Origin of the sequence: Streptomyces sp. NPDC088350, assembly GCF_044753545.1 — a bacterium.
Lineage (GTDB): Bacteria > Actinomycetota > Actinomycetes > Streptomycetales > Streptomycetaceae > Streptomyces.
In genome coordinates this window covers 51,454-75,310 of record NZ_JBIVNL010000014.1, presented here as the reverse complement: position 1 = coordinate 75,310, position 23,857 = coordinate 51,454, and the positions used below count along the sequence as shown (strand labels likewise).

The window sequence follows — 23,857 nt, the reverse complement described above, 5'->3', positions numbered from 1 at the left end:
GGGGTGAACGACCATGACAAACACTGAAGGGACAACCATGGAAGCCAGGGCCCAGGCGCGGTACATCCGCGTCACGCCCATGAAGGCCCGCCGCGTGGTGGACCTCATCCGTGGCATGGATGCCACGGAGGCTCAGGCGGTCCTGCGTTTCGCCCCGCAGGCCGCGAGCGTGCCGGTCGGCAAGGTGCTGGACAGCGCCATTGCCAACGCCGCGCACAACTACGACCACACCGACGCCGACAGCCTCTTCATTTCCGAGGCCTACGTCGACGAGGGTCCGACCCTGAAGCGGTTCCGGCCGCGTGCCCAGGGCCGTGCCTACCGGATCCGCAAGCGGACCAGCCACATCACCGTGGTCGTCAGCAGCAAGGAAGGAACCCGGTAATGGGCCAGAAGGTTAACCCGCACGGGTTCCGGCTCGGCATCACCACGGACTTCAAGTCCCGGTGGTACGCCGACAAGCTGTACAAGGACTACGTCAAGGAAGACGTCGCCATCCGTCGGATGATGACGTCCGGCATGGAGCGCGCCGGCATCTCGAAGGTGGAGATCGAGCGCACCCGTGACCGCGTGCGTGTGGACATCCACACCGCTCGTCCGGGCATCGTCATCGGCCGCCGCGGCGCCGAGGCCGACCGCATCCGCGGTGACCTCGAGAAGCTCACCGGCAAGCAGGTCCAGCTGAACATCCTCGAGGTCAAGAACCCCGAGACGGATGCCCAGCTGGTCGCGCAGGCCGTCGCCGAGCAGCTCTCCTCCCGCGTCTCCTTCCGCCGCGCCATGCGCAAGAGCATGCAGTCGGCGATGAAGGCCGGTGCCAAGGGCATCAAGATCCAGTGCGGTGGCCGCCTCGGCGGCGCCGAGATGTCCCGCTCGGAGTTCTACCGCGAGGGCCGCGTGCCCCTGCACACGCTCCGCGCGAACGTGGACTACGGCTTCTTCGAGGCCAAGACGACCTTCGGCCGTATCGGTGTGAAGGTCTGGATCTACAAGGGCGACGTCAAGAACATCGCCGAGGTCCGCGCCGAGAACGCCGCTGCCCGTGCGGGTAACCGCCCGGCTCGCGGTGGCGGCCCGGGCGGCGACCGCCCGGCCCGTGGCGGTGGCCGCGGTGGCGAGCGTGGCGGCCGCGGCCGCAAGCCGCAGCAGGCTGCTCCCGCTGCCGAGGCCCCCAAGGCCGAGGCTCCGGCGGCGGCTGCTCCGGCTGAGAGCACCGGAACGGAGGCCTGACCAAAATGCTGATCCCCCGTAGGGTCAAGCACCGCAAGCAGCACCACCCCAAGCGCAGTGGTCAGGCCAAGGGCGGTACGCAGGTTTCGTTCGGCGAGTACGGCATTCAGGCCCTCACGCCGGCGTACGTGACGAACCGCCAGATCGAGGCCGCTCGTATCGCGATGACCCGCCACATCAAGCGTGGCGGCAAGGTCTGGATCAACATCTACCCGGACCGCCCGCTCACGAAGAAGCCCGCCGAGACCCGCATGGGTTCCGGTAAGGGTTCTCCCGAGTGGTGGATCGCGAACGTGCACCCGGGACGGGTCATGTTCGAGCTGTCCTACCCCAACGAGAAGATCGCCCGTGAGGCCCTCACTCGCGCAGCGCACAAGCTGCCGATGAAGTGCCGGATCGTCAAGCGCGAGGCAGGTGAAGCGTGATGTCGGCCGGTACCAAGGCGTCCGAGCTGCGCGAACTGGGTGACGAGGAGCTTCTCGCGAAGCTCCGCGAAGCCAAGGAAGAGCTGTTCAACCTCCGCTTCCAGGCGGCGACCGGTCAGCTCGAGAACCACGGTCGGCTCAAGGCCGTCCGGAAGGACATCGCGCGGATCTACACCCTGATGCGTGAGCGCGAGCTGGGCATCGAGACGGTGGAGAGCGCCTGATGAGTGAGAGCAACGTGACCGAGACCGCTGAAGCTCGCGGCTTCCGCAAGACCCGTGAGGGTCTCGTCGTCAGCGACAAGATGGACAAGACCGTCGTCGTCGCCGTCGAGGACCGCGTGAAGCACGCGCTGTACGGCAAGGTCATCCGCCGTACGAACAAGCTCAAGGCGCACGACGAGCAGAACGCTGCCGGCGTCGGCGACCGTGTCCTCCTCATGGAGACGCGTCCGCTGTCGGCGACCAAGCGCTGGCGCGTCGTCGAGATCCTCGAGAAGGCCAAGTAATTCCTGCGGGGTAATTCCGCAGGACAGTTCCGCCAGGCTCCAACGGAGCTGAGAAATCAGCTCCGTTGGGGAACCGGCAGACGATCAGGAGATAGACGTGATCCAGCAGGAGTCGCGACTGCGCGTCGCCGACAACACTGGTGCGAAGGAAATCCTTTGCATCCGTGTGCTCGGTGGCTCCGGTCGCCGCTACGCGGGCATCGGTGACGTCATCGTCGCCACCGTCAAGGACGCGATCCCCGGTGGCAACGTGAAGAAGGGTGACGTCGTCAAGGCCGTCATCGTTCGCACCGTGAAGGAGCGCCGTCGTCCGGACGGCTCGTACATCCGCTTCGACGAGAACGCCGCCGTCATTCTGAAGAACGACGGCGACCCTCGTGGTACCCGCATCTTCGGCCCGGTCGGGCGCGAGCTGCGCGAGAAGAAGTTCATGAAGATCATCTCGCTGGCTCCGGAGGTGCTGTAAGCATGAAGATCAAGAAGGGTGACACGGTTCAGGTCATCACCGGCAAGGACAAGGGCAAGCAGGGCAAGGTCATTGCCGCTTACCCGCGCGACGAGCGCGTCCTGGTCGAGGGTGTCAACCGGGTCAAGAAGCACACCAAGGCCGGCCCCACCGCCAAGGGCTCGCAGGCCGGTGGCATCGTCACGACCGAGGCGCCGATCCACGTCTCCAACGTCCAGCTGGTCGTTGAGAAGGACGGCAACAAGGTCGTCACGCGTGTCGGCTACCGCTTCGACGACGAGGGCAACAAGGTTCGCGTTGCCAAGCGGACGGGTGAGGACATCTGATGACTACCACCACCACTCCGCGTCTCAAGACGAAGTACCGCGAGGAGATCGCGGGCAAGATGCGTGAGGAGTTCTCCTACGAGAACGTCATGCAGATTCCCGGCCTCGTCAAGATCGTGGTGAACATGGGTGTCGGCGACGCCGCCCGTGACTCCAAGCTCATGGACGGTGCCGTCCGTGACCTGACCACGATCACCGGTCAGAAGCCGGCCATCACCAAGGCCCGCAAGTCCATCGCGCAGTTCAAGCTGCGCGAGGGCCAGCCGATCGGTGCCCACGTCACGCTCCGTGGCGACCGCATGTGGGAGTTCCTGGACCGCACCCTGTCGCTCGCGCTTCCGCGCATCCGCGACTTCCGCGGTCTGTCTCCCAAGCAGTTCGACGGTCGTGGCAACTACACCTTCGGTCTCACCGAGCAGGTCATGTTCCACGAGATCGACCAGGACAAGATCGACCGCGTCCGGGGTATGGACATCACCGTGGTGACCACGGCGACCAACGACGCCGAAGGCCGTGCCCTTCTCCGTCACCTCGGCTTCCCCTTCAAGGAGGCGTAAGCGAGATGGCGAAGAAGGCTCTGATTGCCAAGGCTGCTCGTAAGCCCAAGTTCGGAGTACGCGGCTACACGCGCTGCCAGCGCTGCGGCCGTCCGCACTCCGTGTACCGCAAGTTCGGCCTCTGCCGCGTGTGCCTTCGTGAGATGGCTCACCGTGGCGAGCTGCCGGGCGTGACCAAGAGCTCCTGGTAGTCCGGTACTTCCGGACTCCCGAAGCTCTCGGTAAGCAGAGGGCACGGTCAGGTGCCCACCCCTCCATGGCTTAGGCTAGGAGGGTTGGGCGCCTGATTGCCGCCCATACGACTTACTACGCCGTAGGTCCACCGCACCGCACCCGCCTCGTCTCGGATCGAGGAGAGGGATGGGCACCTGGAAACCCCGGCGAGAGAGGCCGAAGGCCAATTCATGACCATGACTGATCCGATCGCAGACATGCTTACGCGTCTGCGGAACGCGAACTCGGCATACCACGACTCCGTGACGATGCCGGCATCGAAGATCAAGTCTCACATCGCGGAGATCCTCCAGCAGGAGGGCTTCATCACGGGCTGGAAGGTCGAGGACGCCGAGGTCGGCAAGAACCTCGTTCTCGAGCTGAAGTTCGGCCCGAACCGTGAGCGCTCCATCGCGGGCATCAAGCGGATCTCCAAGCCCGGTCTCCGGGTTTACGCGAAGTCCACCTCCCTGCCCAAGGTGCTCGGTGGCCTCGGCGTGGCGATCATCTCCACGTCGCACGGTCTCCTCACCGACAAGCAGGCCGGCAAGAAGGGCGTAGGCGGAGAAGTTCTCGCCTACGTCTGGTAGCGGAAAGGAATCGGAAGAAGCTATGTCGCGTATTGGCAAGCTCCCCATCACGGTTCCCGCCGGCGTGGACGTCACCATCGACGGCCGTACGGTCTCGGTCAAGGGCCCCAAGGGCTCGCTGACCCACACCGTCGCTTCGCCGATCGACATCGCCAAGGGTGAGGACGGCGTTCTCAACGTCACCCGCCCCAACGACGAGCGTCAGAACAAGGCCCTGCACGGCCTGTCCCGCACGCTGGTGGCGAACATGATCACCGGCGTGACCGAGGGTTACGTGAAGAAGCTCGAGATCAGCGGTGTCGGTTACCGCGTTGCGGCCAAGGGATCGAACCTCGAGTTCGCGCTCGGCTACAGCCACTCGATCACCGTCGAGGCGCCCGAGGGCATCTCGTTCAAGGTCGAGAACCCGACGCACTTCTCGGTCGAGGGCATCGACAAGCAGAAGGTCGGCGAGGTTGCGGCCAACATCCGCAAGCTGCGCAAGCCCGACCCGTACAAGGCCAAGGGCGTCAAGTACGAGGGCGAAGTCATCCGGCGCAAGGTCGGAAAGGCGGGTAAGTAAGCCATGGCATACGGTACGAAGATCGCTAAGGGCGACGCTTACAAGCGTGCTGCCATCAAGCGTCGTCACATCCGCATCCGGAAGCACATTTCCGGTACGGCTGAGCGTCCGCGCCTGGTCGTGACCCGCTCCAACCGCCACATCGTGGCCCAGGTCATCGACGACATCAAGGGTCACACCCTGGCGTCGGCGTCGACCCTGGACACCTCGATCCGCGGCGGCGAGAGCGACAAGTCCGCGCAGGCCAAGTCGGTCGGCGCCCTGGTCGCCGAGCGCGCCAAGGCCGCCGGTGTCGAGGCTGTCGTATTCGACCGCGGTGGCAATCAGTACGCGGGGCGCATCGCCGCCCTGGCGGACGCCGCCCGCGAAGCCGGACTGAAGTTCTAGTCGCTTCCGTAGCTAGCGGAAAGAGAGAGGTAATCCAATGGCTGGACCCCAGCGCCGTGGAAGCGGTGCCGGTGGCGGCGAGCGGCGGGACCGGAAGGGCCGTGACGGCGGCGCTGCTGCCGCCGAGAAGACCGCGTACGTTGAGCGCGTAGTCGCGATCAACCGCGTCGCCAAGGTTGTCAAGGGTGGTCGTCGCTTCAGCTTCACCGCGCTGGTCGTGGTGGGCGACGGTGACGGCACCGTGGGTGTCGGTTACGGCAAGGCCAAGGAGGTGCCGGCCGCGATCGCCAAGGGTGTTGAAGAGGCCAAGAAGCACTTCTTCAAGGTCCCCCGTATCCAGGGCACCATCCCGCACCCGATCACGGGCGAGAAGGCCGCGGGCGTCGTCCTGCTCAAGCCTGCTTCCCCCGGTACCGGCGTTATCGCCGGTGGCCCGGTGCGAGCTGTCCTGGAGTGCGCCGGCGTTCACGACATCCTGTCGAAGTCGCTCGGCTCGTCCAACGCGATCAACATCGTGCACGCGACCGTGGCGGCCCTCAAGGGCCTGCAGCGTCCCGAGGAGATCGCGGCCCGCCGCGGTCTGCCCCTCGAGGACGTCGCCCCCGCGGCTCTCCTTCGTGCACGTGCCGGGGCGGGTGCGTAATGGCTCGCCTCAAGGTCACGCAGACGAAGTCGTACATCGGCAGCAAGCAGAACCACCGTGACACGCTGCGGTCGCTTGGTCTCAAGGGGATCAACACCGTGGTCGTCAAGGAGGACCGCCCCGAGTTCCGCGGAATGGTGCACACCGTCCGCCACCTCGTGACGGTTGAGGAGGTCGACTGATCATGGCGGAGAACAACCCGCTCAAGATCCACAACCTCCGTCCCGCCCCGGGCGCCAAGACCGCCAAGACCCGTGTGGGTCGTGGTGAGGCGTCGAAGGGTAAGACGGCCGGTCGTGGAACCAAGGGTACGAAGGCCCGTTACCAGGTTCCGGAGCGCTTCGAGGGTGGCCAGATGCCCCTCCACATGCGTCTTCCGAAGCTCAAGGGCTTCCGCAACCCGTTCAAGACCGAGTACCAGGTCGTGAACCTCGACAAGCTGGCGTCCCTGTACCCGGAGGGTGGCGAGGTCACCGTAGAGGGTCTCGTCGCCAACGGCGCGGTGCGCAAGAACAGCCTCGTCAAGGTCCTCGGCCAGGGCGAGATCTCCGTGGCGCTGCAGGTGACGGTGGACGCCGTCTCCGGTTCCGCCAAGGAGAAGATCACGGCTGCCGGCGGTACCGTCACCGAGCTCGTCTGAGCCCGGGCGGTCCCACCGCACACGTACAAGGGCCGGGCGGTTCCCCTTCGGGGGAGCTGCCCGGCCCTTGCCGTTGCCCTGCGTGACGGAGACCGACCGAATGGATCTTGAGGAAACCATCGGCCTGCGAGAGGGACCGTCAACGTGATTTGACTCGCGGGGGGTGACGGTTTGAGCCGTTGCGCGGCAGCCTGGGACCGGCCGTCTCACAGGGAACTTCACCTGGCTGCACGCGCACTGTTAGAGTCCGTAGGTCCACCTGTACGCGCGCGCGGTATGCCGTTCGGTGTCGGGGTGGTAGAAAACATCGTTCGGCCCCGCTGGGCCCTGTTCATACGACTAGTCCCTGCCGCGCGCGTCGCGGGGGTCGCAGGAGGAACCGTGCTCACCGCGTTCGCCCGGGCGTTCAGGACGCCCGACCTGCGCAAGAAACTGCTCTTCACGCTCGGCATCATCGTGGTCTACCGCGTAGGTACCCACGTTCCGATCCCCGGCGTCAACTACTCAGCAGTGCAGGAGTGTGTGTCCGAGGCCTCGGGCAACCAGGGCCTCTTCGGCCTGGTCAACATGTTCAGCGGTGGCGCGCTGCTGCAGATCACCATCTTCGCGCTGGGCATCATGCCCTACATCACGGCGAGCATCATTCTGCAGCTGCTCACCGTGGTGATCCCGCGTCTGGAAGCCCTCAAGAAGGAGGGCCAGGCCGGTACGGCGAAGATCACGCAGTACACCCGTTACCTCACGGTGGCGCTCGCCATCCTGCAGGGCACCGGTCTGGTCGCCACCGCCCGCAGCGGTGCGCTGTTCAGCGGCTGCCAGGTCGCCAGCTCGATCGTCCCCGACCGCGCCATCTTCACGACCATCACCATGGTCGTCACCATGACCGCCGGCACCGGCGTCGTGATGTGGCTCGGCGAGCTCATCACCGACCGCGGCATCGGCAACGGCATGTCGATCCTCATGTTCATCTCGATCGCCGCGACCTTCCCGTCCGCGCTGTGGGCCATCAAGAAGCAGGGCACCCTGGCCGGCGGCTGGATCGAGTTCGGCACCGTGATCCTCGTCGGCCTGGTGATGGTCGGCCTGGTGGTCTTCGTCGAACAGGCGCAGCGCCGCATCCCGGTTCAGTACGCGAAGCGCATGATCGGCCGCCGTTCCTACGGCGGTACGTCGACCTACATCCCGCTGAAGGTCAATCAGGCCGGTGTGATTCCGGTCATCTTCGCGTCGTCGCTGCTCTACATCCCGGCTCTGGTCGCGCAGTTCTCCGGAAGCTCGTCCGGCTGGAAGACCTGGATCCAGACCAACCTGACCAAGGGTGACCACCCGATCTACCTGGTCAGCTACTTCCTCCTGATCGTTTTCTTCGCGTTCTTCTACGTGGCGATCTCGTTCAACCCCGAGGAAGTCGCGGACAACATGAAGAAGTATGGTGGCTTCATCCCGGGCATCCGGGCTGGCCGGCCGACCGCTGAGTACCTGAGCTACGTACTCAACCGGATCACCTGGCCGGGTTCGCTGTATCTGGGTCTGATCGCTCTCGTACCGACGATGGCGTTGGTCGGTTTCAACGCAAGCGGCAACTTCCCGTTCGGCGGGACCAGCATCCTGATCATCGTGGGTGTGGGTCTTGAGACGGTGAAGCAGATCGAGAGCCAGCTCCAGCAGCGCAATTACGAAGGGTTCCTCCGCTGATGCGAATCGTCCTCGTCGGGCCGCCGGGTGCCGGTAAGGGAACGCAGGCTGTGCGACTGGCCAAGACGCTGCACATCCCGCACATCTCCACCGGCGATCTCTTCCGTGCCAACATCAGTCAGGCCACGGAACTCGGCAAACTGGCGAAGTCCTACATGGACGCGGGAAACCTGGTCCCGGACGAGGTCACCATCGCGATGGCCAAGGACCGCATGGAGCAGCCGGACGCCGTCAACGGCTTTCTGCTGGACGGTTTCCCGCGCAACGTGTCGCAGGCCGAGGCGCTGGACGAGCTGCTGAAGACCGAGGGCATCAAGCTGGACGCGGTGCTGGACCTGGAGGTCTCCGAGGAAGAGGTGGTCAAGCGCATCGCCGGCCGCCGCATCTGCCGGAAGGACTCCAGCCACGTCTTCCACGTGACGTACAGCCCGCCGAAGCAGGACGGTGTCTGTGACACCTGCGGCGGCGAGCTGTACCAGCGTGACGACGACTCCGAGGACACGGTCCGTACCCGCCTGGAGGTCTACCACACGCAGACCGAGCCGATCATCGACTACTACAAGGCCCAGGGCCTGGTGGTCACGATCTCGTCGTTCGGTCCCGTGGAGGAGATCACGCAGCGGGCGCTGGACGCGCTGAAGCGCGAGGACGAGGACAAGGGCGACAAGTAGTCGTCAGGCAGATCCGGCCGCGGTGCCCGCAGGGGTGCCGCGGCCGTACTGTTGTGTACATACATAAGCCGTAGGACGCGGAAGACGGAGAGCGCAGGCCCCCATGGTGCAGATCAAGACCCCCGAGCAGATCGCCAAGATGCGCGAGGCGGGACTGGTCGTCGCCGCCATCCACGCGGCGACCCGTGAGGCCGCCGTGCCCGGCGCCAGCACGAAGGATCTGGACGAGGTCGCCCGCAAGGTCCTCGCGGACCACAACGCGAAGCCGAACTTCCTCGGCTACGGCGGCTTCCCGGCCACGATCTGCACGTCGGTGAACGAGGTCGTGGTCCATGGCATCCCCTCCGAGGAGGTGGTGTTGAAGGACGGCGACATCATCTCCATCGACTGCGGCGCGATCATCGACGGCTGGCACGGCGACGCGGCGTACACCGCGTTCGTCGGCTCCGGCCACGCCCCCGAACTGATCGAGCTCTCCCGGGTGACCGAGGAGTCGATGTGGGCCGGCATCGCGGCGATGCGGCTCGGGAACCGGCTCGTGGACATCTCCCGCGCCATCGAGACGTACATCCGCCGTCAGCCGAAGCCGGGCGGGGGCAAGTACGGGATCGTCGAGGACTACGGCGGTCACGGCATCGGTACCGAGATGCACATGGATCCGCATCTGCTGAACTACGTGGAGAAGCGGCGGGGTAAGGGGCCGAAGCTGGTGCCGGGGTTCTGCCTCGCCATCGAGCCGATGGTGTCCCTGGGTACTCCGAAGACCGAGGTTCTCTCGGACGACTGGACGGTCATCACGACGGACGGGACGTGGTCGTCCCACTGGGAGCACTCGGTTGCTCTGACGGAGGAGGGGCCGCTTGTGCTGACGGCTCCTGATGGTGGTAAGGCGAAGCTGGCCGAGTACGGGATCACGGCTGCGCCGGATCCCGTTGCGTAGTTGTTTGTCTGCGCGGCCGGTGGGGGCGCGTCCCTCAGGGCGCTAAATAGCCCTGCGTGCTTAATGATCTCTGTCCTCGGGCATCCTTCCTCGATTCGTCTTTCCGAGGGCCCTGACGTAGACTGACTCGTCGGCTCTCGTGCACCCGCATGTCCGCATGCACCCCGCAAGGGGAACGCACCGAGTCGATCAAGGTAGTCGATTCGAAGGGCGAAGCGTGGCCAAGAAGCAAGGTGCCATCGAGATCGAAGGCACTGTCGTCGAGTCTCTTCCGAACGCCATGTTCAAGGTGGAGCTCCAGAACGGCCACCAGGTCCTGGCACACATCAGCGGCAAGATGCGTATGCACTACATCCGCATCCTCCCTGACGACCGGGTCGTGGTGGAGCTGTCTCCGTACGACCTGACGCGTGGCCGGATCGTCTACCGCTACAAGTAGATCTTGCCCAGGCTCCGCGCGAGCGGCGCCGAAGGCAACTGACCCGGAGAACCTCACCAATGAAGGTCAAGCCGAGCGTCAAGAAGATCTGCGACAAGTGCAGGGTGATCCGCCGTCACGGTCGGGTCATGGTCATCTGCGAGAACCCGCGCCACAAGCAGCGCCAGGGCTGACGCACGACCTTCCCTCTGCACCGATTCGCAGAGTTTCGCGCGACGCGAGCAATACATGTTCATACGCAGGACCCGGGCGTAGTAGGCGCTCGACACCCCCGGCTCGGAGGCTGGGGACCCACGCCGTACCAAATCTTCGACAGAAGAGGCCGGCGGCTGGGATCCGGTTCTGCGGAAGACCTCCGAAGATCAACTGGAGCCATTGAATGGCACGCGTTTCCGGTGTCGACATCCCGCGCGAAAAGCGCGTGGAGGTCGCCCTCACCTACGTGTTCGGCATTGGTCGGACCCTTTCCCAGCTGACGCTGGCCGAGACCGGCATCGACCCCAACACCCGCGTTCGCGACCTCTCGGAAGAGCAGCTCGTCGCGATTCGTGAGTACGTCGACGCCAACATCAAGACCGAGGGTGACCTCCGTCGCGAGATCCAGGCCGACATCCGCCGCAAGGTGGAGATCGGCTGCTACCAGGGTCTCCGTCACCGTCGTGGTCTGCCCGTACGCGGTCAGCGCACCAGCACGAACGCTCGTACCCGCAAGGGTCCGCGTCGCGCCATCGCCGGCAAGAAGAAGCCGGGCAAGAAGTAGTCCGCAGCGGACAACGCTTCACCAGCGGTCTTCGCTGTAGGACCGACCACCTCCCCGTAGGAGTAATAGATGCCCCCCAAGGGTCGTCAGGGCGCTGCCAAGAAGGTGCGCCGCAAGGAAAAGAAGAACGTCGCTCACGGCCACGCGCACATCAAGAGCACGTTCAACAACACGATCGTCTCGATCACCGACCCCTCGGGCAACGTGATCTCCTGGGCCTCCGCCGGCCACGTCGGCTTCAAGGGCTCGCGCAAGTCCACCCCCTTCGCCGCGCAGATGGCCGCCGAGTCGGCCGCCCGCCGCGCGCAGGAGCACGGCATGCGCAAGGTCGACGTCTTCGTGAAGGGCCCGGGTTCGGGTCGCGAGACGGCCATCCGTTCGCTGCAGGCGACCGGTCTTGAGGTCGGCTCCATCCAGGACGTCACCCCCACCCCGCACAACGGCTGCCGTCCGCCGAAGCGCCGCCGCGTCTGACGCACGGTTGTCTTGAGGTTTCGGGCGGTACGGCACTTCGGTGACGTATCGCCCGTACCCTTGCAGTAACAGCAGGACATCAAATAGTGGGTGTCCATGACTGAAGGAATCGCAGCATGCTGATTGCTCAGCGTCCGTCTCTGACCGAAGAGGTCGTCGACGAGTTCCGCTCCCGGTTCGTGATCGAGCCGCTGGAGCCGGGCTTCGGCTACACCCTCGGCAACTCTCTTCGTCGTACGCTCCTCTCCTCGATCCCCGGTGCGGCTGTCACCAGCATCCGGATCGACGGCGTTCTGCACGAGTTCACCACCGTGCCGGGCGTCAAGGAGGACGTCACCGACCTCATCCTCAACATCAAGCAGCTGGTCGTCTCCTCGGAGCACGACGAGCCCGTGGTGATGTACCTGCGCAAGCAGGGTCCGGGTCTGGTCACCGCCGCCGACATCGCGCCTCCGGCCGGTGTCGAGGTGCACAACCCCGACCTCGTCCTGGCCACGCTCAACGGCAAGGGCAAGCTGGAGATGGAGCTGACCGTCGAGCGCGGTCGCGGCTACGTCTCCGCCGTGCAGAACAAGCAGGTGGGCCAGGAGATCGGCCGTATCCCGGTCGACTCCATCTACTCGCCGGTTCTGAAGGTCACGTACAAGGTCGAGGCCACGCGTGTCGAGCAGCGCACCGACTTCGACAAGCTGATCGTCGACGTCGAGACCAAGCAGGCCATGCGTCCCCGTGACGCCATGGCTTCCGCCGGTAAGACGCTCGTCGAGCTGTTCGGTCTCGCCCGCGAGCTGAACATCGACGCCGAGGGCATCGACATGGGCCCGTCCCCGACGGACGCCGCCCTTGCCGCCGACCTGGCGTTGCCGATCGAGGAGCTGGAGCTCACGGTCCGCTCCTACAACTGCCTCAAGCGCGAGGGCATCCACTCCGTGGGTGAGCTCGTGGCTCGTTCCGAGGCCGACCTCCTGGACATCCGCAACTTCGGTGCGAAGTCCATCGACGAGGTCAAGGCGAAGCTGGCCGGCATGGGCCTGGCCCTGAAGGACAGCCCGCCCGGATTCGACCCGACCGCCGCCGCCGACGCCTTCGGCGCCGACGACGATGTGGACGCGGGTTTCGTGGAGACCGAGCAGTACTGATCGGTTGTTGCCGGTGAGCGTCCGCTCGCCGGGTCCTGACCCCGGTACCTGATACGGCCGGGGCAGATACCAAGGAGAAAGAAATGCCGAAGCCCACCAAGGGTGCCCGTCTGGGCGGCAGTGCCGCGCACGAGAAGCTCCTCCTCGCGAACCTCGCGAAGAGCCTCTTCGAGCACGGCCGTATCACCACCACCGAGGCGAAGGCCCGCAAGCTGCGGCCGTACGCCGAGCGTCTGATCACCAAGGGCAAGAAGGGCGACCTTCACAACCGCCGTCAGGTGCTTCAGGTGATCACGGACAAGAGCGTCGTCCACACGCTCTTCACCGAGATCGGCCCGCGCTACGAGAACCGTCCCGGTGGTTACACCCGTATCACCAAGATCGGTAACCGTCGTGGCGACAACGCGCCCATGGCTGTCATCGAGCTGGTCGAGGCGCTGACTGTTGCACAGGCTGCGACGGGTGAGGCCGAGGCGGCGACGAAGCGTGCCGCGAAGGACGCCGAGGCTGTTGTCGAGGCTCCGGTTGAGGTTGTTGAGGACGCGAAGCCGGCCGAGGTTGAGGGCGACGAAGAGGCCAAGGACGCGTAACACCGTTTTTTGGCTGACCCGCCGTCGTGGCTGGTCGCGCAGTTCCCCGCGCCCCTAAGAGCAGAAGCAGGGCGTGTGGCGGGTCCGTTCCTTTCCAGGGGCGGGCCCGCTTTTGTATAGGTGAAAGGATCTCTGTGTGAGTGATGACGTAGAGCCCGGGTTTGTTCGTGTCCGGCTCGATCTCTCCTACGACGGGACCGAGTTCTCCGGGTGGGCCAAGCAGGCCGGGGGGCGGCGGACCGTGCAGGGGGAGGTCGAGGATGCGCTGCGGACCGTCACCCGGGCGGGGGAGGCGGTGTACGACCTGACCGTGGCCGGGCGGACCGATGCCGGGGTGCATGCGCGGGGGCAGGTGGCGCATGTCGATCTGCCGGGGGAGTTGTGGGCGGAGCACCGGGAGAAGCTGCTGAAGCGGCTTGCGGGGCGGTTGCCGAAGGATGTGCGGGTGTGGGGTGTGCGGGAGGCTCCCGAGGGGTTCAACGCGCGGTTCGCGGCCCTGTGGCGGCGTTACGTGTACCGGGTGGGGGATCGGCCGGGGGGAGTCGATCCGTTGCTGCGGAACCATGTGCTGTGGCACGACTGGGAGTTGGACGTCGACGTGATGGACGCCGCTGCCAAGTCCCTTGTGGGGGAGCATGACTTCGCCGCGTACGCGAAGAAGCGTGAGGGCGCCTCGACCGTTCGGGAGGTTCTCGACTTCGGGGTGCGGCGGAGGGGGGACGGTGTCGTCGAGATCGAAGTGCGTGCCGACGCCTTCTGTCACAACCAAGTGCGGTCCATGGTCGGCGCGTTGCTGTTCGTCGGCGACGGGCACCGTGGCGCTGAGTGGCCGCGGGAGGTGCTGGACGCGGGGGTGCGCGACAGTGCCGTGCATGTCGTACGGCCGCACGGGCTGACGTTGGAGGAGGTCGCGTACCCGGCGGACGGGCTGCTGGCGGAGCGGCAGTCGCAGGCGCGGCGGGTGCGGGGTGCGGTGCACTGAGGGGGGTGGGCCCGGCGGCACCCGGTCGTCAGCCCTGGGCCGCCGCCGAAGCCTGGGCCTCGCCTCGCCTGCCGATCTGGCGGAACGCGAACTCGGCCAGGTCGTCGCCGGTGGTGAAGACCTTGGTGTCCTTGGTCGTCACGTCCTTGCCGTTGGTGAAGCCGGCGATCGTGAAGTAGGCGTAGCGGCCGTAGGAGTTGGTGGTGGTGCGGCAGACCGCGCCGTCGCAGAACGGCTTGACGCCCTTGCCGGACAGGGACTTGATGATGCTCTTCGTGTCCGCCTGGCCCTTGGCCTTCGTGGCCTGGGCCTCGGTGTCGAAGACGGCCACGCCGACCGTCACCGCGACGTTGTCCTTGGTGTAGGTGACGCGCATCAGGCGGGTGCAGTCGTTCGCCGTGAGGACCTTGGGGAGGGTCGCCTGGGCGGCCGAGGCGCAGTTCGTGGTGTCGGCCGTCGGGCCCTTCTTGTACACGGTCGAGCCCATGGTCAACTGCGTGCCGGGGAACAGGAGTTCCGCGCTGAGCGGTGCCGTGTCCTTGGCCTTGCTGGAGATGAAGTCCTTCGGGTCCAGCGGCGGGGGCGCGCTGGTCGGCGCGAACGACGGCGTGATGTCGCCGGTGCCGCTCGGCAGGGACCCGCTCGCGGGCAGGTTCGTCGGCCGGCCCGACGCGCTGTCGTCGCCGTTCGCCGACATCACGGCCATGGCCACGGCCGTGCCGACGCCCACCGTCGCGAGCGCGCCGCCGACTATGAGCAGCAGTCTCTTGCGCCGGTTGCGTGTCTCCGCAGCGTCGGCGAGCGCGGCCCAGTCCGGGGACTCGTCGTCGACGTTGCCGCCCCACGGCTGCTGCGATTGCGGTTTCCAGGGATCCCACTGGGACTGGGGTCCGCCCTGCCCGAAGCTCATGGGTCGCATCTTAGACGGGGCAACGGGCGTACAGGTGCGCCTCAATGAGCCCTGGAGCAACAGACGTTGGGGCCGTCACGGTGTGTGCCGGATCCGTCGCTGTGCGCTGCCGCCCGGGGTGGGTCCCACCCCGTTTTGACCCGTCCGGGGCGGCGCGGGTAGTGTTGCAGTTTGTTATGCGTATCGGCTTGGTCGCTCTCGCGCGAGAGGCCCTTACGTAGGTTCCCTGGAGCAGTTACCAGTGGGCGGCATACGGGCATCTGGCCCCGGCAGTGTCGTCCCCAGCTGCACGATCGCTTCAGTGATGCCATGTGCCAGGACCCATCCACTGAAGAAGAAGGCTGCGAAGTGCGTACGTACAGCCCCAAGCCCGGCGATGTGACTCGCCAGTGGCACGTCATCGACGCCCAGGACATCGTTCTGGGCCGTCTGGCTACCACTGCCGCGAACCTCCTCCGTGGCAAGCACAAGCCGACCTATGCCCCTCACATGGACATGGGCGACTTCGTCATCATCATCAACGCCGACAAGGTTCACCTGTCCGGCAACAAGAAGACCCAGAAGCTGGCGTACCGCCACTCCGGCTACCCGGGTGGTCTGCGCTCCGTCCGCTACGACGAGCTGCTGGCGAAGAACCCCGAGAAGGCCGTCGAGAAGGCCATCAAGGGCATGATCCCCAAGAACACCCTGGGCCGTCAGATGATCAGCAAGCTGAAGGTCTACTCGGGCGACCAGCACCCGCACGCTGCCCAGCAGCCGGTGCCGTTCGAGATCACCCAGGTCGCGCAGTAGTTCCGGCCACACCCCCTAAGACAGAAAAGAATCTGAGGAGAACCGTGGCCGAGACCACCGTTGAGCAGCCGGTCGAAGAGACCGAGACCGAGCTCGTCGACATCGAGAGCTACACCACCGAGTCCGAGGTGCCCGTCGAGGGCGAGTACACCTCGGAGTCGCTCGCCGGCCGCTTCGGCGACCCGCAGCCGGCCGCCGGCCTGGGCCGCCGCAAGAACGCCATCGCGCGCGTCCGCATCGTGCCCGGCACCGGCAAGTGGAAGGTCAACGGGCGCACGCTCGAGGACTACTTCCCGAACAAGGTCCACCAGCAGGAAGTCAACGAGCCCTTCAAGGTGCTCGAGCTCGACGGCCGCTACGACGTCATCGCCCGCATCTCGGGTGGCGGCGTCTCCGGTCAGGCCGGTGCCCTGCGCCTCGGCGTGGCCCGCGCGCTGAACGAGGCCGACGTGGACAACAACCGCGGCGCCCTCAAGAAGGCCGGTTACCTCCGTCGCGACGACCGTGCGGTCGAGCGCAAGAAGGCCGGTCTCAAGAAGGCCCGCAAGGCTCCGCAGTACAGCAAGCGCTAAGCCTGCTCGCTGTCGTAGTACTCCGAACGCCCCGGCGGCACGCCACTCGTGCCGCCGGGGCGTTCGTTTATCACAGTCCGGGGCGTATAACGGCACAAGACGCTCAAAGGCTCGTGTGATCGGATGATCAGGCATCGTGTGCCTGGAACGCAGGACTTTCGCCTTGCAGAAATTTCGCCTTCCTCAGGAGGACAAGTGGGACGACTCTTCGGCACGGACGGCGTGCGCGGTGTCGCCAACGCGGATCTGACGGCCGAGATGGCCCTCGGCCTCTCCGTCGCGGCGGCCCATGTGCTCGCCGAGGCGGGCACCTTCGAAGGCCACCGCGCTACGGCCGTGGTCGGGAGGGACCCGCGCGCGTCCGGGGAGTTCCTGGAGGCCGCCGTGGTCGCGGGCCTGGCCAGCTCGGGAGTGGACGTACTGCTCGTCGGTGTGCTGCCCACCCCCGCGGTGGCGTATCTCACCGGTGTGCTGGGCGCCGACCTCGGGGTGATGCTCTCCGCGAGCCACAACGCCATGCCCGACAACGGACTGAAGTTCCTCGCGCGCGGCGGGCACAAGCTCGACGACGAGCTGGAGGACCGGATCGAGAAGATCTACGAGGAGCACCGCACCGGCGCCCCCTGGGACCGCCCGACCGGCTCGGGCGTCGGCCGGGTCCGGCACTACAACGAGGGGTTCGACCAGTACGTCGCCCACCTCATCGGCGTGCTCCCGAACCGGCTCGACGGGCTGAAGATCGTCCTCGACGAGGCGCACGGCGCCGCCGCCCGGGTCTCCCCGGAGGCCTTCTCGCGGGCGGGCGCCGAGGTCATCACCATCGGCACGGACCCCAACGGCCTCAACATCAACGACGGCTGCGGTTCGACCCACCTGGGTCTCCTCCAGGCCGCCGTCGTCGCGCACGGCGCCGACCTCGGCATCGCGCACGACGGTGACGCCGACCGCTGCCTGGCCGTGGACCACACCGGTGAGGAGATCGACGGGGACCAGATCATGGCCGTGATCGCGCTGGCGATGCGGGAGCGTTCCGCACTGCGCTCCGACACCGTCGTCGCGACCGTCATGTCGAACCTCGGCTTCAAACTGGCCATGGAGCGCGAGGGGCTGACGCTCGTGCAGACCGCGGTCGGCGACCGCTACGTCCTGGAGGAGATGAAGGAGCACGGCTACGCGCTGGGCGGCGAGCAGTCCGGGCACGTCATCATCCTGGACCACGCGACCACCGGCGACGGCACGCTGACCGGGCTGATGCTGGCGGCACGGGTCGCCGACACCGGCCGTACGCTCAAGGACCTCGCGTCCGTGATGACGCGGCTGCCGCAGGTGCTCATCAATGTGCCCGACGTGGACCGCACCCGGGTGGGCACCTCCGCCGACCTGGCGGCGGCGGTCGCCGAGGCGGAGCGTGAACTCGGTTCCACCGGGCGGGTGTTGCTGCGTCCGTCGGGCACCGAGCCGCTGGTACGGGTGATGGTGGAGGCCGCCGACATCGACCAGGCGCGGTCGGTGGCGGGCCGGTTGGCGGATGCCGTGAAGTCGGCGCTCGGCTAGGTGAGTTGAGCGGTGGTGCGCTCGCGCTGCCAGGTCCAGAAGGTTTTCTGGGCCAGCAGTGTGAGCGTGCCCGCCACGACGATCCCGCCGAGGTTGGCGAGGAGCTGCCAAGTGGAGCCCCACGTCTGGGAGTAGTCCGTGTAGCTGAAGGCCACGGCGGCGTTCGCGGCGGCAGGGACGGTCGTCACCGAGATCGCGACGCCGATCAGGGCACCGGACTTGGCGGACGTCAGCGACAGGGTGCCGGCGATGCCGGCCAGGAAGGCCACGACGAAGGACATCCAGTCGGGCTTCCAGATGAAGGCGGTGTTGGGCCGCGCGGCCTCCACCATGGACTTCTCGAAGAGTCCGAAGGCGTCGAGGAGCCAACTGAAGCCCGCCGTCAGCACCATGGCCGCCGCGAACCCGGCGAGCAGCGCCCACAGCGACCGCCCCACCAGCCGCGGCGCCTTCCGCACCAGCGCCGTGGAGATCCCCGCGAGCGGCCCGAACTCCGGTCCCACGGCCATCGCGCCCACGATCAGGATCGCGTTGTCCAGCATCACCCCGCAGGCCGCGAGCATCGTGGCGACGGTCAGGAACGCGACGTAGGTGACGGTGAGCGTCGACTCCTCGTGCGTCGCGTCGGCGAGATGCTCCCACAGCACGGCGTCGGCACCCTCGCCGGGCGCCTCGTCCTCGGCCTTGTCGGCCTGCTCCGACAGCGACAGGCCGATGTTGTCGACGGCGATGGAACCGGTCCGGTCCAGCTCCAACTCCCGTAGCGCGCCGATGAGTTCGTCACCGGCCTCGCGGGCGACATCGCACATGACGACATCGCCGGCCGGGTTGCGGGCGGCGCCGGGGAGGACGACGAGGTGTGCGGTGCCGACGGTCGTCTCGATCAGCCGGACGACGGCGTCGGTCCGGTCGGCGGGGGTGATCAGGCGCAGGTGCAGCATGCGGGCAGGGTAGCCGTCACAGTTTGCGCAGGCTGAGCCGCTGCACCTTGTGGTCGGTTCCCTTGCGGACGACGAGGGTGGCGCGGCCTCGGGTGGGGGCGATGTTCTCCACCAGGTTGGGCTTGTTGATGGTGCGCCAGAGCGTACGGGCGTAGTCGACGGCCTCGTCCTCCGAGACCTGGGTGTACTTGCGGAAGTACGAGTCCGGGTTCTGGAACGCGGTGGCGCGCAGCTTGCGGAACCGGTTCAGATACCAGCGCTCGATGTCCTCGGCGCTCGCGTCGACGTACACACTGAAGTCGAAGTAGTCGGCGAGCCCGACGCGGGTACGGCCGTCCTTGCCCGGGAGGGCGGGCTGCAGCACGTTCAGCCCCTCCACGATCAGGATGTCGGGCCGCCGGACCGTGAGCCGCTGATCAGGGAGGATGTCGTAGATGAGATGCGAATAGACGGGCGCGGTGACCTCGTCCTTCCCCGCCTTGATGTCGGCGACGAAACGGGTCAGCGCCCGCCGGTCGTACGACTCCGGGAACCCCTTCCGCGACATCAGCCCCCGCGCCTCCAGCTCCCGCGTGGGCAGCAGGAACCCGTCGGTGGTGACCAGCTCGACGCGTGGATGCTCGGGCCAACGGGAGAGCAGCGCCTGCAGCAGCCGGGCGACGGTCGACTTTCCCACGGCCACGGAGCCGGCGACGCCTATGACGAACGGGGTGCCGGACTGGGAGCCCTGTTCGCCCAGGAAGGTGTTCAGGGCGCTTCTGAGGCCGTCCGTGGCGCCGACGTAGAGGTTGAGGAGTCTGGACAGCGGGAGGTAGATGTCACGCACCTCGTCGAGGTCGATGACATCACCGAGCCCGCGCAGCTTCTCGACCTCCGCGGCGGTGAGCGGCAGCGGCGTCTTGTCGCGCAGCGCGCTCCACTCGGCTCGGGTGAGGTCGACGTAGGGAGTCGCCTCCGGCTTGTGCCGGTGGGCGCTCCGGGGCATCGGGGAGACCGGAGAGATCACAGTCCATTGTTAACGGAGTTTGAACGGGGTGGTGGGTGGGGTGCGTCACGTGCGGTGGGGCGGGCCGCATCGGGCAGGTCGCTCGGGGCGCGATCAGGTGAAGTCCGCGTAGGCGAGGTGGGTCTCGCAGACTCGGCACCGGAAGAGGTACGCGGTCGGTCCGCCGTCCTTGTCGAGCGAGCCGAGGAACTCCTCGACCTGGCCGGGCGGCCACTTCCACGCGGCGCACTGCCGGCGGAGGTGGTCGACGGCGTCCGGATACGCGGTGAGCTCCTTGGTCCCGGCGGGGCCGAGGAAGGCGGCGCCGTCGCCGCAGTGCGTCAGCCAGTACGGGGACTGCCAGGCGGTGAACCCCGGTGTGCGCCTCAGGATCGCCGTGACGACTTCCTGAGGTACGTCGCCCTCGACGGTGTCGGCGAAGCAGGCGTCGTAGCGGTCGGCCGCGGTTCCGAGGGCGACGCAGTACGGGCAGATGCCGGTGGCCGGGGCGTCGGCGGCGTAGACGGGACCCGTGTACAGCCAGCCGCGTTCCTGGCCGCAGCATGCGCAGGGCTCGTCGGAGGGGGTCACGGAACCGGTGGCCACCGGGTTCGGGTGGTACGGGAACCGGGGGAGGGGCGGCCGTCGGCGTGGTTCCGGCTGCGGGAAGACGGTCACCTGGATCGCCTGCCCGGTCAGGGCCCGGGGCGGGGGCGGGATGGCTCCCGTCCGGAAGCCTGCCAGGCGGTGTTTCCGGTGGGTCTCGGCCGTCAGGACCGCCGGACCGTCGCCCGGGACGACCACCGTGCCGGTGCGGCGGGCGAGTTCGGCGATGCGGTCGAGGATGCGGCCGGAGGAGGAACGGTGGAAGGTGAGCCTGTGGGCGTCACCGTGGACGTCCACCGTTCCGCCGTCCTCGGCTTCGAGTTTCCAGGACTCCAGGAAGATCGGTGGGCGGGACACCGCCCACGGTGACGGGGCCGAGCACGTCGCGGATCTCGGTCCCGTCCGTCGGGGCGGGGTCTCCGTCGGTTCGAAGCCGGGTTCCCTCATGCGTGAAACGTGGGTCGCAGCGCGGTCGGCAGGTCGGACATCATCGCGAACACCAGGACATGGTCGGGATTCGTGGTGTCGTTGTCCAGCGTCGCGATGACTCCCGCCGACAGCAGGATCTTGATCAGCGAACTCTGCATGTGCAGGCCGATGGTCCCGGGACAACGGACGGCGGGTGCGTCGGGATCGCCGGAGGTGAGGCTGTCGACGGCCGCCCGGAGCATGGCGGGGTCGCATCTCCAGCTCACGCACACGGGCGCCGAAGCCGCCTCGGCGTCGGGATCGACGTGGACCACAGCGCCTGCCCGGTCCGTTGCCGGGGTCTCCCCTTCCAGGAAAGCGGGCAGGCCGGCTTGCTGGAGCGCCTGGACCACCTGCCCGGCCAATTCGTGCCGGAGGGCGAGGAACTCATCGGACGCGCGGGCGAAACCGTACTCGGATGCTCGGCGATCGTCTTGGACGACTGCCCGCTCAGGACGACCAGGGCCGCGGCCGAGTCGGTGGTGAGGTAGGCGAGCCGAGCTGGATCGCGTCGTTGGCCGGGGCGGCGACCTGCTCGGCGGATGTGGTCGCGTCCACCGCCGCCCGGGCGGTGACATGGGCGAAGCCCGCCGCCTTCGCCGCGGCGACCCGGGCGTTGGCGGCCTCCTTGAGCGCGGCGTTCGCGTTGGTCCGCACGGTCCTGGCCAACGCCTCGGCCTGGTCGGCCAGTTGGACCGCGGTCTTCGCCTCCTCGGCGGCGTGCGCGGCGGCCTTGACGGCGTCGGCGACCGCTGCCGTGGCGGTGCGTACGGCGGCGTCGGCCTTCAGCTTGGCGGCCTGGGCGGCGTCCGCGTCTGCGCGGGCCCGCTTGGCGGCGGCCTCGGCCCGGGTGGCGGCGGCGTCCGCGTCGGCGGCGGCCTGGGTGGCGGCGTTCGCCGCGGCACGGGCGTTGGTGGCGGCCGTCTCGGCCTTGACTGCCTGGGTGTCCGCCTCGTTCGCGGCACTTCGGGCCGCGTCTGCCGCGTCACCGGCGTCCAGGGAGTCGGCGTAGGCACCCTTCGCGTCGGCCTTGGCGCGGGCGGCGTCGGCCTTCTGTTCAGCCTCCCACGCGTCGTCCCGCTTGTCCTTGGCCTTGGCGCGGGCGGCGACCGCGTCGTCCCGTCTGCTCTGCGCGGTCTGCTCGGCGGTCTCGGCCTTGTCCTGGGCGTCCTTGGCCCTGGTCGCCTCGGCCTGGGCCGTCTGCTTGTGCTGGTTGGCCTCCGCCTGCTTGGCCTCGGCGGTCTCCTTCTCCTTCTTGGCGGTGGCTTCCTCGGACTCGGCCGCGAGCCGCTTGGCGTGCGCGTCGGCGGCGGCGGCCTTCGCGTCGCTCTCGGCGCCCAGGGCCACGGTGAGCTTCGCCTCCGCGGTCTCCTTGTCCTTCTTGGCGTTGTCGCGGTGGATCTTCGCCGCGTCGGCCGCGGCCTTGGCCTGCAATTCGGCCTTCTCGGCGGCCTTCTTGCGGAACTCGGCCTTCACCTGCGCGGCCTGTGCCAGCGCCCGCTGGGTGATGGTCGCGCTGTCCGCGGCGGCGGCGCGGGGGGCGGCCTCGGCGGTCTCGCCGGCCTTCACCATCGCCTCCAGCGCGGCGACCGCGCCCTTGGTGACCTGGGCCTTCTGCTGACCGACCAGCGGTCCGCGGCCCCGGGGCGCGTTGTTGGTGTCCGCGACCGTGTACGCGGCCTGCTCGGCGGTGTCCGAGGCGGTGGCCGCCTTCTGCGCGGCGGTGAGCTGGGCCTTGATGTCGGCGAGCTTGCCCCCCGACACCGCGCGGGCCTTGGCGAGGCCGGCGGCGGCCTTGGTGAACTGGGCCACCGGCGGCACGGTCCCGGTGTTCTTCAGGGCCGAGGTGGCCCGGAGGTTGAACTCCCAGGTCTGCGCGGGCGAGCTGTTGCACGTCCACTGGTGGATCTTCGTGCCGTTGGCCGGGTTGTTGCCCGCGACGTCCAGGCACCTCAGGGAGTTGACGTTGCGAGGTGCAGGCCCTTGTCGTCGCCGTAGATCTCCCACTTCTGCGCGGCCGAGGTGGAGCACGTGTTCAGCTGGACCGCGGCGCCGTCGGTCTTGGCGGCGTCCTGGACCTCCAGACACTTGCCGGCGGCCGCGTGCACCTTGATGGCGGCCGGCGCGTTGCCGACCCAGCCGACCCCGCCGTCGGACCAGTAGTCCTGCCAGCGGGTGAGCCGGTCGGCTGCCCAGGACTGGCCCAGCAGATCGCCGAGCGACTTGGACGCGGTGGCGAGGGCCTCCACGGCGGTCTTGTTCGCGTCCAGGATCTGGTTGCGCTGGGTCGCCTGCGAGGCGATCTCCTGCTGCCACTCGGCCGCCGCGGTGGCACCGGCGGCGCTCAGCACGCCGTTCGGGTCGAGCGGATCACGCCACGCACAGGTAGAGAACCTGGACTTCAGATTCTCTACGGCGATGCGGTACTCGGCGCTGTCCGGTTCCGGGGCGGTACGGGGGAAGCCGCCGGACTCCAGGAAGATACGGGCGTCGTCGGCGTCCGTGTGCCGCCCCGGGCCCGGTTCCACTCACCGGTCGGCAGACCCGGGTCGGGGTCGGGTGAGGACCGGGCCGGCGAATCGTCTCGACCTCGGAGGTCCCGGTCGTCTTGGTTCTCTCTGTCGTCCGGGTGGTACAGGTGGTCGGCCGAGTCTGAGTCGCATACGTGGATCCCCTGTCAGGGGGAACTCGGCGCGCGTCCGGTCCGGTGGACGCACGCGTGCGGCAGTGCGGCGTGGCGACGTGATCCCCCGTGGCGTGGCGACGCTGTTCCCCCGGTCGCTGGCTTGAAC

Annotated in this window: 33 protein-coding genes and 1 pseudogene; 28 read left to right on the top strand and 6 right to left on the bottom strand. The window is 67.5% G+C overall.

The genetic code is table 11. The features are described 5' to 3' along the window. Positions 1 to 37: 37 nt before the first annotated feature. From rplV to truA, 25 genes are all read left to right on the top strand, one after another. Positions 38 to 385, top strand: a complete 348-nt coding sequence (gene rplV, locus ACIQBL_RS39370; protein ID WP_003974262.1) for a 50S ribosomal protein L22 — start codon at positions 38 to 40, stop codon at positions 383 to 385. Beyond that, a complete protein-coding gene (gene rpsC / locus ACIQBL_RS39365) occupies positions 385 to 1,230 on the top strand; it encodes a 30S ribosomal protein S3 (protein WP_401951285.1) in 846 nt (281 codons plus the stop codon). Before rplV ends, rpsC begins: the two co-directional genes overlap by 1 nt. Positions 1,231 to 1,235: 5 nt before the next feature. Then, positions 1,236 to 1,655, top strand: coding sequence for a 50S ribosomal protein L16 (rplP, locus tag ACIQBL_RS39360; protein ID WP_401951282.1), 420 nt, complete (start codon positions 1,236 to 1,238; stop codon positions 1,653 to 1,655). Further along, a complete protein-coding gene (gene rpmC, locus ACIQBL_RS39355; RefSeq protein ID WP_003998824.1) occupies positions 1,655 to 1,879 on the top strand; it encodes a 50S ribosomal protein L29 in 225 nt (74 codons plus the stop codon). The genes rplP and rpmC overlap by 1 nt, the downstream gene beginning before the upstream one ends. After that, positions 1,879 to 2,163 carry a 30S ribosomal protein S17 gene (gene rpsQ / locus ACIQBL_RS39350; RefSeq protein ID WP_401951279.1) on the top strand — a complete coding sequence of 95 codons (285 nt, stop codon included), beginning with the start codon at positions 1,879 to 1,881 and terminating at the stop codon, positions 2,161 to 2,163. Before rpmC ends, rpsQ begins: the two co-directional genes overlap by 1 nt. Positions 2,164 to 2,260: 97 nt before the next feature. Then, the gene (gene rplN, locus ACIQBL_RS39345; protein WP_003998823.1) at positions 2,261 to 2,629 is read left to right on the top strand and encodes a 50S ribosomal protein L14; all 369 of its coding nucleotides are present in this window, start codon (positions 2,261 to 2,263) and stop codon (positions 2,627 to 2,629) included. A gap of 2 nt (positions 2,630 to 2,631) precedes the next feature. Then, positions 2,632 to 2,955, top strand: a complete 324-nt coding sequence (gene rplX, locus ACIQBL_RS39340) for a 50S ribosomal protein L24 (protein WP_019072281.1) — start codon at positions 2,632 to 2,634, stop codon at positions 2,953 to 2,955. Then, positions 2,955 to 3,512 carry a 50S ribosomal protein L5 gene (gene rplE / locus ACIQBL_RS39335; protein WP_401951276.1) on the top strand — a complete coding sequence of 186 codons (558 nt, stop codon included), beginning with the start codon at positions 2,955 to 2,957 and terminating at the stop codon, positions 3,510 to 3,512. Before rplX ends, rplE begins: the two co-directional genes overlap by 1 nt. A 5-nt stretch (positions 3,513 to 3,517) precedes the next feature. After that, positions 3,518 to 3,703 carry a type Z 30S ribosomal protein S14 gene (locus ACIQBL_RS39330; RefSeq protein ID WP_003948630.1) on the top strand — a complete coding sequence of 62 codons (186 nt, stop codon included), beginning with the start codon at positions 3,518 to 3,520 and terminating at the stop codon, positions 3,701 to 3,703. A gap of 213 nt (positions 3,704 to 3,916) precedes the next feature. After that, positions 3,917 to 4,315 (top strand): 30S ribosomal protein S8, encoded by a 399-nt coding sequence (gene rpsH, locus ACIQBL_RS39325; RefSeq protein WP_013001411.1) that lies wholly within the window; start codon positions 3,917 to 3,919, stop codon positions 4,313 to 4,315. 22 nt (positions 4,316 to 4,337) lie between these two features. After that, a complete protein-coding gene (rplF, locus tag ACIQBL_RS39320; protein WP_043676830.1) occupies positions 4,338 to 4,877 on the top strand; it encodes a 50S ribosomal protein L6 in 540 nt (179 codons plus the stop codon). A 3-nt stretch (positions 4,878 to 4,880) separates the two neighbouring features. Then, a complete protein-coding gene (gene rplR, locus ACIQBL_RS39315) occupies positions 4,881 to 5,264 on the top strand; it encodes a 50S ribosomal protein L18 (RefSeq protein ID WP_019055526.1) in 384 nt (127 codons plus the stop codon). Between the two features lie 37 nt (positions 5,265 to 5,301). Further along, positions 5,302 to 5,907, top strand: coding sequence for a 30S ribosomal protein S5 (gene rpsE / locus ACIQBL_RS39310; RefSeq protein WP_006376045.1), 606 nt, complete (start codon positions 5,302 to 5,304; stop codon positions 5,905 to 5,907). After that, a complete protein-coding gene (rpmD, locus tag ACIQBL_RS39305) occupies positions 5,907 to 6,089 on the top strand; it encodes a 50S ribosomal protein L30 (RefSeq protein WP_006376032.1) in 183 nt (60 codons plus the stop codon). The genes rpsE and rpmD overlap by 1 nt, the downstream gene beginning before the upstream one ends. Positions 6,090 to 6,091: 2 nt before the next feature. Beyond that, positions 6,092 to 6,547 carry a 50S ribosomal protein L15 gene (gene rplO / locus ACIQBL_RS39300; protein WP_043676833.1) on the top strand — a complete coding sequence of 152 codons (456 nt, stop codon included), beginning with the start codon at positions 6,092 to 6,094 and terminating at the stop codon, positions 6,545 to 6,547. Between the two features lie 381 nt (positions 6,548 to 6,928). Further along, on the top strand, positions 6,929 to 8,242 hold the full coding sequence (gene secY / locus ACIQBL_RS39295; RefSeq protein WP_401951652.1) for a preprotein translocase subunit SecY: 1,314 nt from the start codon (positions 6,929 to 6,931) through the stop codon (positions 8,240 to 8,242). Next, positions 8,242 to 8,913, top strand: a complete 672-nt coding sequence (locus ACIQBL_RS39290; protein WP_401951271.1) for an adenylate kinase — start codon at positions 8,242 to 8,244, stop codon at positions 8,911 to 8,913. The genes secY and ACIQBL_RS39290 overlap by 1 nt, the downstream gene beginning before the upstream one ends. A 103-nt stretch (positions 8,914 to 9,016) precedes the next feature. Then, positions 9,017 to 9,853: a type I methionyl aminopeptidase gene (map, locus tag ACIQBL_RS39285; protein ID WP_401951269.1), complete on the top strand. Its 837-nt coding sequence runs from the start codon at positions 9,017 to 9,019 to the stop codon at positions 9,851 to 9,853. A 217-nt stretch (positions 9,854 to 10,070) separates the two neighbouring features. Further along, positions 10,071 to 10,292 carry a translation initiation factor IF-1 gene (infA, locus tag ACIQBL_RS39280; RefSeq protein WP_003948620.1) on the top strand — a complete coding sequence of 74 codons (222 nt, stop codon included), beginning with the start codon at positions 10,071 to 10,073 and terminating at the stop codon, positions 10,290 to 10,292. Positions 10,293 to 10,351: 59 nt separating this feature from the next. Beyond that, positions 10,352 to 10,465, top strand: coding sequence for a 50S ribosomal protein L36 (gene rpmJ / locus ACIQBL_RS39275; protein WP_003998809.1), 114 nt, complete (start codon positions 10,352 to 10,354; stop codon positions 10,463 to 10,465). 206 nt (positions 10,466 to 10,671) lie between these two features. Then, positions 10,672 to 11,052 carry a 30S ribosomal protein S13 gene (gene rpsM / locus ACIQBL_RS39270; protein ID WP_019055531.1) on the top strand — a complete coding sequence of 127 codons (381 nt, stop codon included), beginning with the start codon at positions 10,672 to 10,674 and terminating at the stop codon, positions 11,050 to 11,052. A 69-nt stretch (positions 11,053 to 11,121) separates the two neighbouring features. Beyond that, the gene (gene rpsK / locus ACIQBL_RS39265) at positions 11,122 to 11,526 is read left to right on the top strand and encodes a 30S ribosomal protein S11 (protein WP_003956432.1); all 405 of its coding nucleotides are present in this window, start codon (positions 11,122 to 11,124) and stop codon (positions 11,524 to 11,526) included. A 116-nt stretch (positions 11,527 to 11,642) separates the two neighbouring features. Further along, a complete protein-coding gene (locus ACIQBL_RS39260) occupies positions 11,643 to 12,665 on the top strand; it encodes a DNA-directed RNA polymerase subunit alpha (RefSeq protein WP_019055532.1) in 1,023 nt (340 codons plus the stop codon). Between the two features lie 83 nt (positions 12,666 to 12,748). Further along, positions 12,749 to 13,255 (top strand): 50S ribosomal protein L17, encoded by a 507-nt coding sequence (rplQ, locus tag ACIQBL_RS39255; RefSeq protein ID WP_401951264.1) that lies wholly within the window; start codon positions 12,749 to 12,751, stop codon positions 13,253 to 13,255. 136 nt (positions 13,256 to 13,391) lie between these two features. Then, the gene (truA, locus tag ACIQBL_RS39250; RefSeq protein WP_401951261.1) at positions 13,392 to 14,237 is read left to right on the top strand and encodes a tRNA pseudouridine(38-40) synthase TruA; all 846 of its coding nucleotides are present in this window, start codon (positions 13,392 to 13,394) and stop codon (positions 14,235 to 14,237) included. 28 nt (positions 14,238 to 14,265) lie between these two features. On the opposite strand, the gene ACIQBL_RS39245 is transcribed toward truA, so the two are convergent. Further along, positions 14,266 to 15,147 carry a hypothetical protein gene (locus tag ACIQBL_RS39245; RefSeq protein WP_401951259.1) on the bottom strand — a complete coding sequence of 294 codons (882 nt, stop codon included), beginning with the start codon at positions 15,145 to 15,147 and terminating at the stop codon, positions 14,266 to 14,268. A gap of 348 nt (positions 15,148 to 15,495) precedes the next feature. Between ACIQBL_RS39245 and rplM the strand changes: the two genes are divergently transcribed. The 3 genes from rplM to glmM all read left to right on the top strand — a co-directional run bounded on the left by rplM (position 15,496) and on the right by glmM (position 18,065). Further along, positions 15,496 to 15,939 (top strand): 50S ribosomal protein L13, encoded by a 444-nt coding sequence (gene rplM / locus ACIQBL_RS39240; RefSeq protein WP_013001400.1) that lies wholly within the window; start codon positions 15,496 to 15,498, stop codon positions 15,937 to 15,939. Between the two features lie 44 nt (positions 15,940 to 15,983). Next, positions 15,984 to 16,511: a 30S ribosomal protein S9 gene (rpsI, locus tag ACIQBL_RS39235; RefSeq protein WP_019072263.1), complete on the top strand. Its 528-nt coding sequence runs from the start codon at positions 15,984 to 15,986 to the stop codon at positions 16,509 to 16,511. Between the two features lie 195 nt (positions 16,512 to 16,706). Further along, positions 16,707 to 18,065, top strand: coding sequence for a phosphoglucosamine mutase (glmM, locus tag ACIQBL_RS39230; protein WP_401951256.1), 1,359 nt, complete (start codon positions 16,707 to 16,709; stop codon positions 18,063 to 18,065). On the opposite strand, the gene ACIQBL_RS39225 is transcribed toward glmM, so the two are convergent. From ACIQBL_RS39225 to ACIQBL_RS39205, 5 genes and pseudogenes are all read right to left on the bottom strand, one after another. Beyond that, the gene (locus ACIQBL_RS39225; RefSeq protein WP_401951254.1) at positions 18,062 to 19,006 is read right to left on the bottom strand and encodes a DUF389 domain-containing protein; all 945 of its coding nucleotides are present in this window, start codon (positions 19,004 to 19,006) and stop codon (positions 18,062 to 18,064) included. The two genes, glmM and ACIQBL_RS39225, sit on opposite strands and share 4 nt — an antisense overlap. A 16-nt stretch (positions 19,007 to 19,022) precedes the next feature. Next, entirely contained in the window at positions 19,023 to 19,991 is a 969-nt protein-coding gene (coaA, locus tag ACIQBL_RS39220) for a type I pantothenate kinase (RefSeq protein ID WP_401951252.1), read from the bottom strand. Between the two features lie 114 nt (positions 19,992 to 20,105). After that, the gene (locus ACIQBL_RS39215) at positions 20,106 to 20,954 is read right to left on the bottom strand and encodes a CbrC family protein (RefSeq protein ID WP_401951250.1); all 849 of its coding nucleotides are present in this window, start codon (positions 20,952 to 20,954) and stop codon (positions 20,106 to 20,108) included. An 86-nt stretch (positions 20,955 to 21,040) separates the two neighbouring features. Continuing rightward, positions 21,041 to 21,430: a hypothetical protein gene (locus tag ACIQBL_RS39210; RefSeq protein WP_401951664.1), complete on the bottom strand. Its 390-nt coding sequence runs from the start codon at positions 21,428 to 21,430 to the stop codon at positions 21,041 to 21,043. Between the two features lie 14 nt (positions 21,431 to 21,444). Further along, positions 21,445 to 23,563 (bottom strand): annotated as a pseudogene (locus ACIQBL_RS39205) (RICIN domain-containing protein); the annotation flags it as partial. Positions 23,564 to 23,857: the final 294 nt, after the last annotated feature.

What these genes read in the sequence shown, in the direction of transcription:
- rpsM (WP_019055531.1), top strand. Translation starts at nt 10,672, where the DNA reads ATGGCACGCGTTTCCGGTGTCGACATCCCGCGCGAAAAGCGCGTGGAG.
- rpsE (WP_006376045.1), top strand. Translation starts at nt 5,302, where the DNA reads ATGGCTGGACCCCAGCGCCGTGGAAGCGGTGCCGGTGGCGGCGAGCGG.
- ACIQBL_RS39245 (WP_401951259.1), bottom strand. Translation starts at nt 15,147, where the DNA reads ATGAGCTTCGGGCAGGGCGGACCCCAGTCCCAGTGGGATCCCTGGAAA.
- ACIQBL_RS39290 (WP_401951271.1), top strand. Translation starts at nt 8,242, where the DNA reads ATGCGAATCGTCCTCGTCGGGCCGCCGGGTGCCGGTAAGGGAACGCAG.
- ACIQBL_RS39330 (WP_003948630.1), top strand. Translation starts at nt 3,518, where the DNA reads ATGGCGAAGAAGGCTCTGATTGCCAAGGCTGCTCGTAAGCCCAAGTTC.
- rpsC (WP_401951285.1), top strand. Translation starts at nt 385, where the DNA reads ATGGGCCAGAAGGTTAACCCGCACGGGTTCCGGCTCGGCATCACCACG.
- rplQ (WP_401951264.1), top strand. Translation starts at nt 12,749, where the DNA reads ATGCCGAAGCCCACCAAGGGTGCCCGTCTGGGCGGCAGTGCCGCGCAC.
- rplX (WP_019072281.1), top strand. Translation starts at nt 2,632, where the DNA reads ATGAAGATCAAGAAGGGTGACACGGTTCAGGTCATCACCGGCAAGGAC.
- rplF (WP_043676830.1), top strand. Translation starts at nt 4,338, where the DNA reads ATGTCGCGTATTGGCAAGCTCCCCATCACGGTTCCCGCCGGCGTGGAC.
- rpsK (WP_003956432.1), top strand. Translation starts at nt 11,122, where the DNA reads ATGCCCCCCAAGGGTCGTCAGGGCGCTGCCAAGAAGGTGCGCCGCAAG.
- rpmC (WP_003998824.1), top strand. Translation starts at nt 1,655, where the DNA reads ATGTCGGCCGGTACCAAGGCGTCCGAGCTGCGCGAACTGGGTGACGAG.
- rplO (WP_043676833.1), top strand. Translation starts at nt 6,092, where the DNA reads ATGGCGGAGAACAACCCGCTCAAGATCCACAACCTCCGTCCCGCCCCG.
- ACIQBL_RS39260 (WP_019055532.1), top strand. Translation starts at nt 11,643, where the DNA reads ATGCTGATTGCTCAGCGTCCGTCTCTGACCGAAGAGGTCGTCGACGAG.
- rpmJ (WP_003998809.1), top strand. Translation starts at nt 10,352, where the DNA reads ATGAAGGTCAAGCCGAGCGTCAAGAAGATCTGCGACAAGTGCAGGGTG.
- rpsQ (WP_401951279.1), top strand. Translation starts at nt 1,879, where the DNA reads ATGAGTGAGAGCAACGTGACCGAGACCGCTGAAGCTCGCGGCTTCCGC.
- rplP (WP_401951282.1), top strand. Translation starts at nt 1,236, where the DNA reads ATGCTGATCCCCCGTAGGGTCAAGCACCGCAAGCAGCACCACCCCAAG.
- rplE (WP_401951276.1), top strand. Translation starts at nt 2,955, where the DNA reads ATGACTACCACCACCACTCCGCGTCTCAAGACGAAGTACCGCGAGGAG.
- rplV (WP_003974262.1), top strand. Translation starts at nt 38, where the DNA reads ATGGAAGCCAGGGCCCAGGCGCGGTACATCCGCGTCACGCCCATGAAG.
- coaA (WP_401951252.1), bottom strand. Translation starts at nt 19,991, where the DNA reads ATGCCCCGGAGCGCCCACCGGCACAAGCCGGAGGCGACTCCCTACGTC.
- rpmD (WP_006376032.1), top strand. Translation starts at nt 5,907, where the DNA reads ATGGCTCGCCTCAAGGTCACGCAGACGAAGTCGTACATCGGCAGCAAG.
- rpsH (WP_013001411.1), top strand. Translation starts at nt 3,917, where the DNA reads ATGACCATGACTGATCCGATCGCAGACATGCTTACGCGTCTGCGGAAC.
- rplR (WP_019055526.1), top strand. Translation starts at nt 4,881, where the DNA reads ATGGCATACGGTACGAAGATCGCTAAGGGCGACGCTTACAAGCGTGCT.
- map (WP_401951269.1), top strand. Translation starts at nt 9,017, where the DNA reads ATGGTGCAGATCAAGACCCCCGAGCAGATCGCCAAGATGCGCGAGGCG.
- ACIQBL_RS39225 (WP_401951254.1), bottom strand. Translation starts at nt 19,006, where the DNA reads ATGCTGCACCTGCGCCTGATCACCCCCGCCGACCGGACCGACGCCGTC.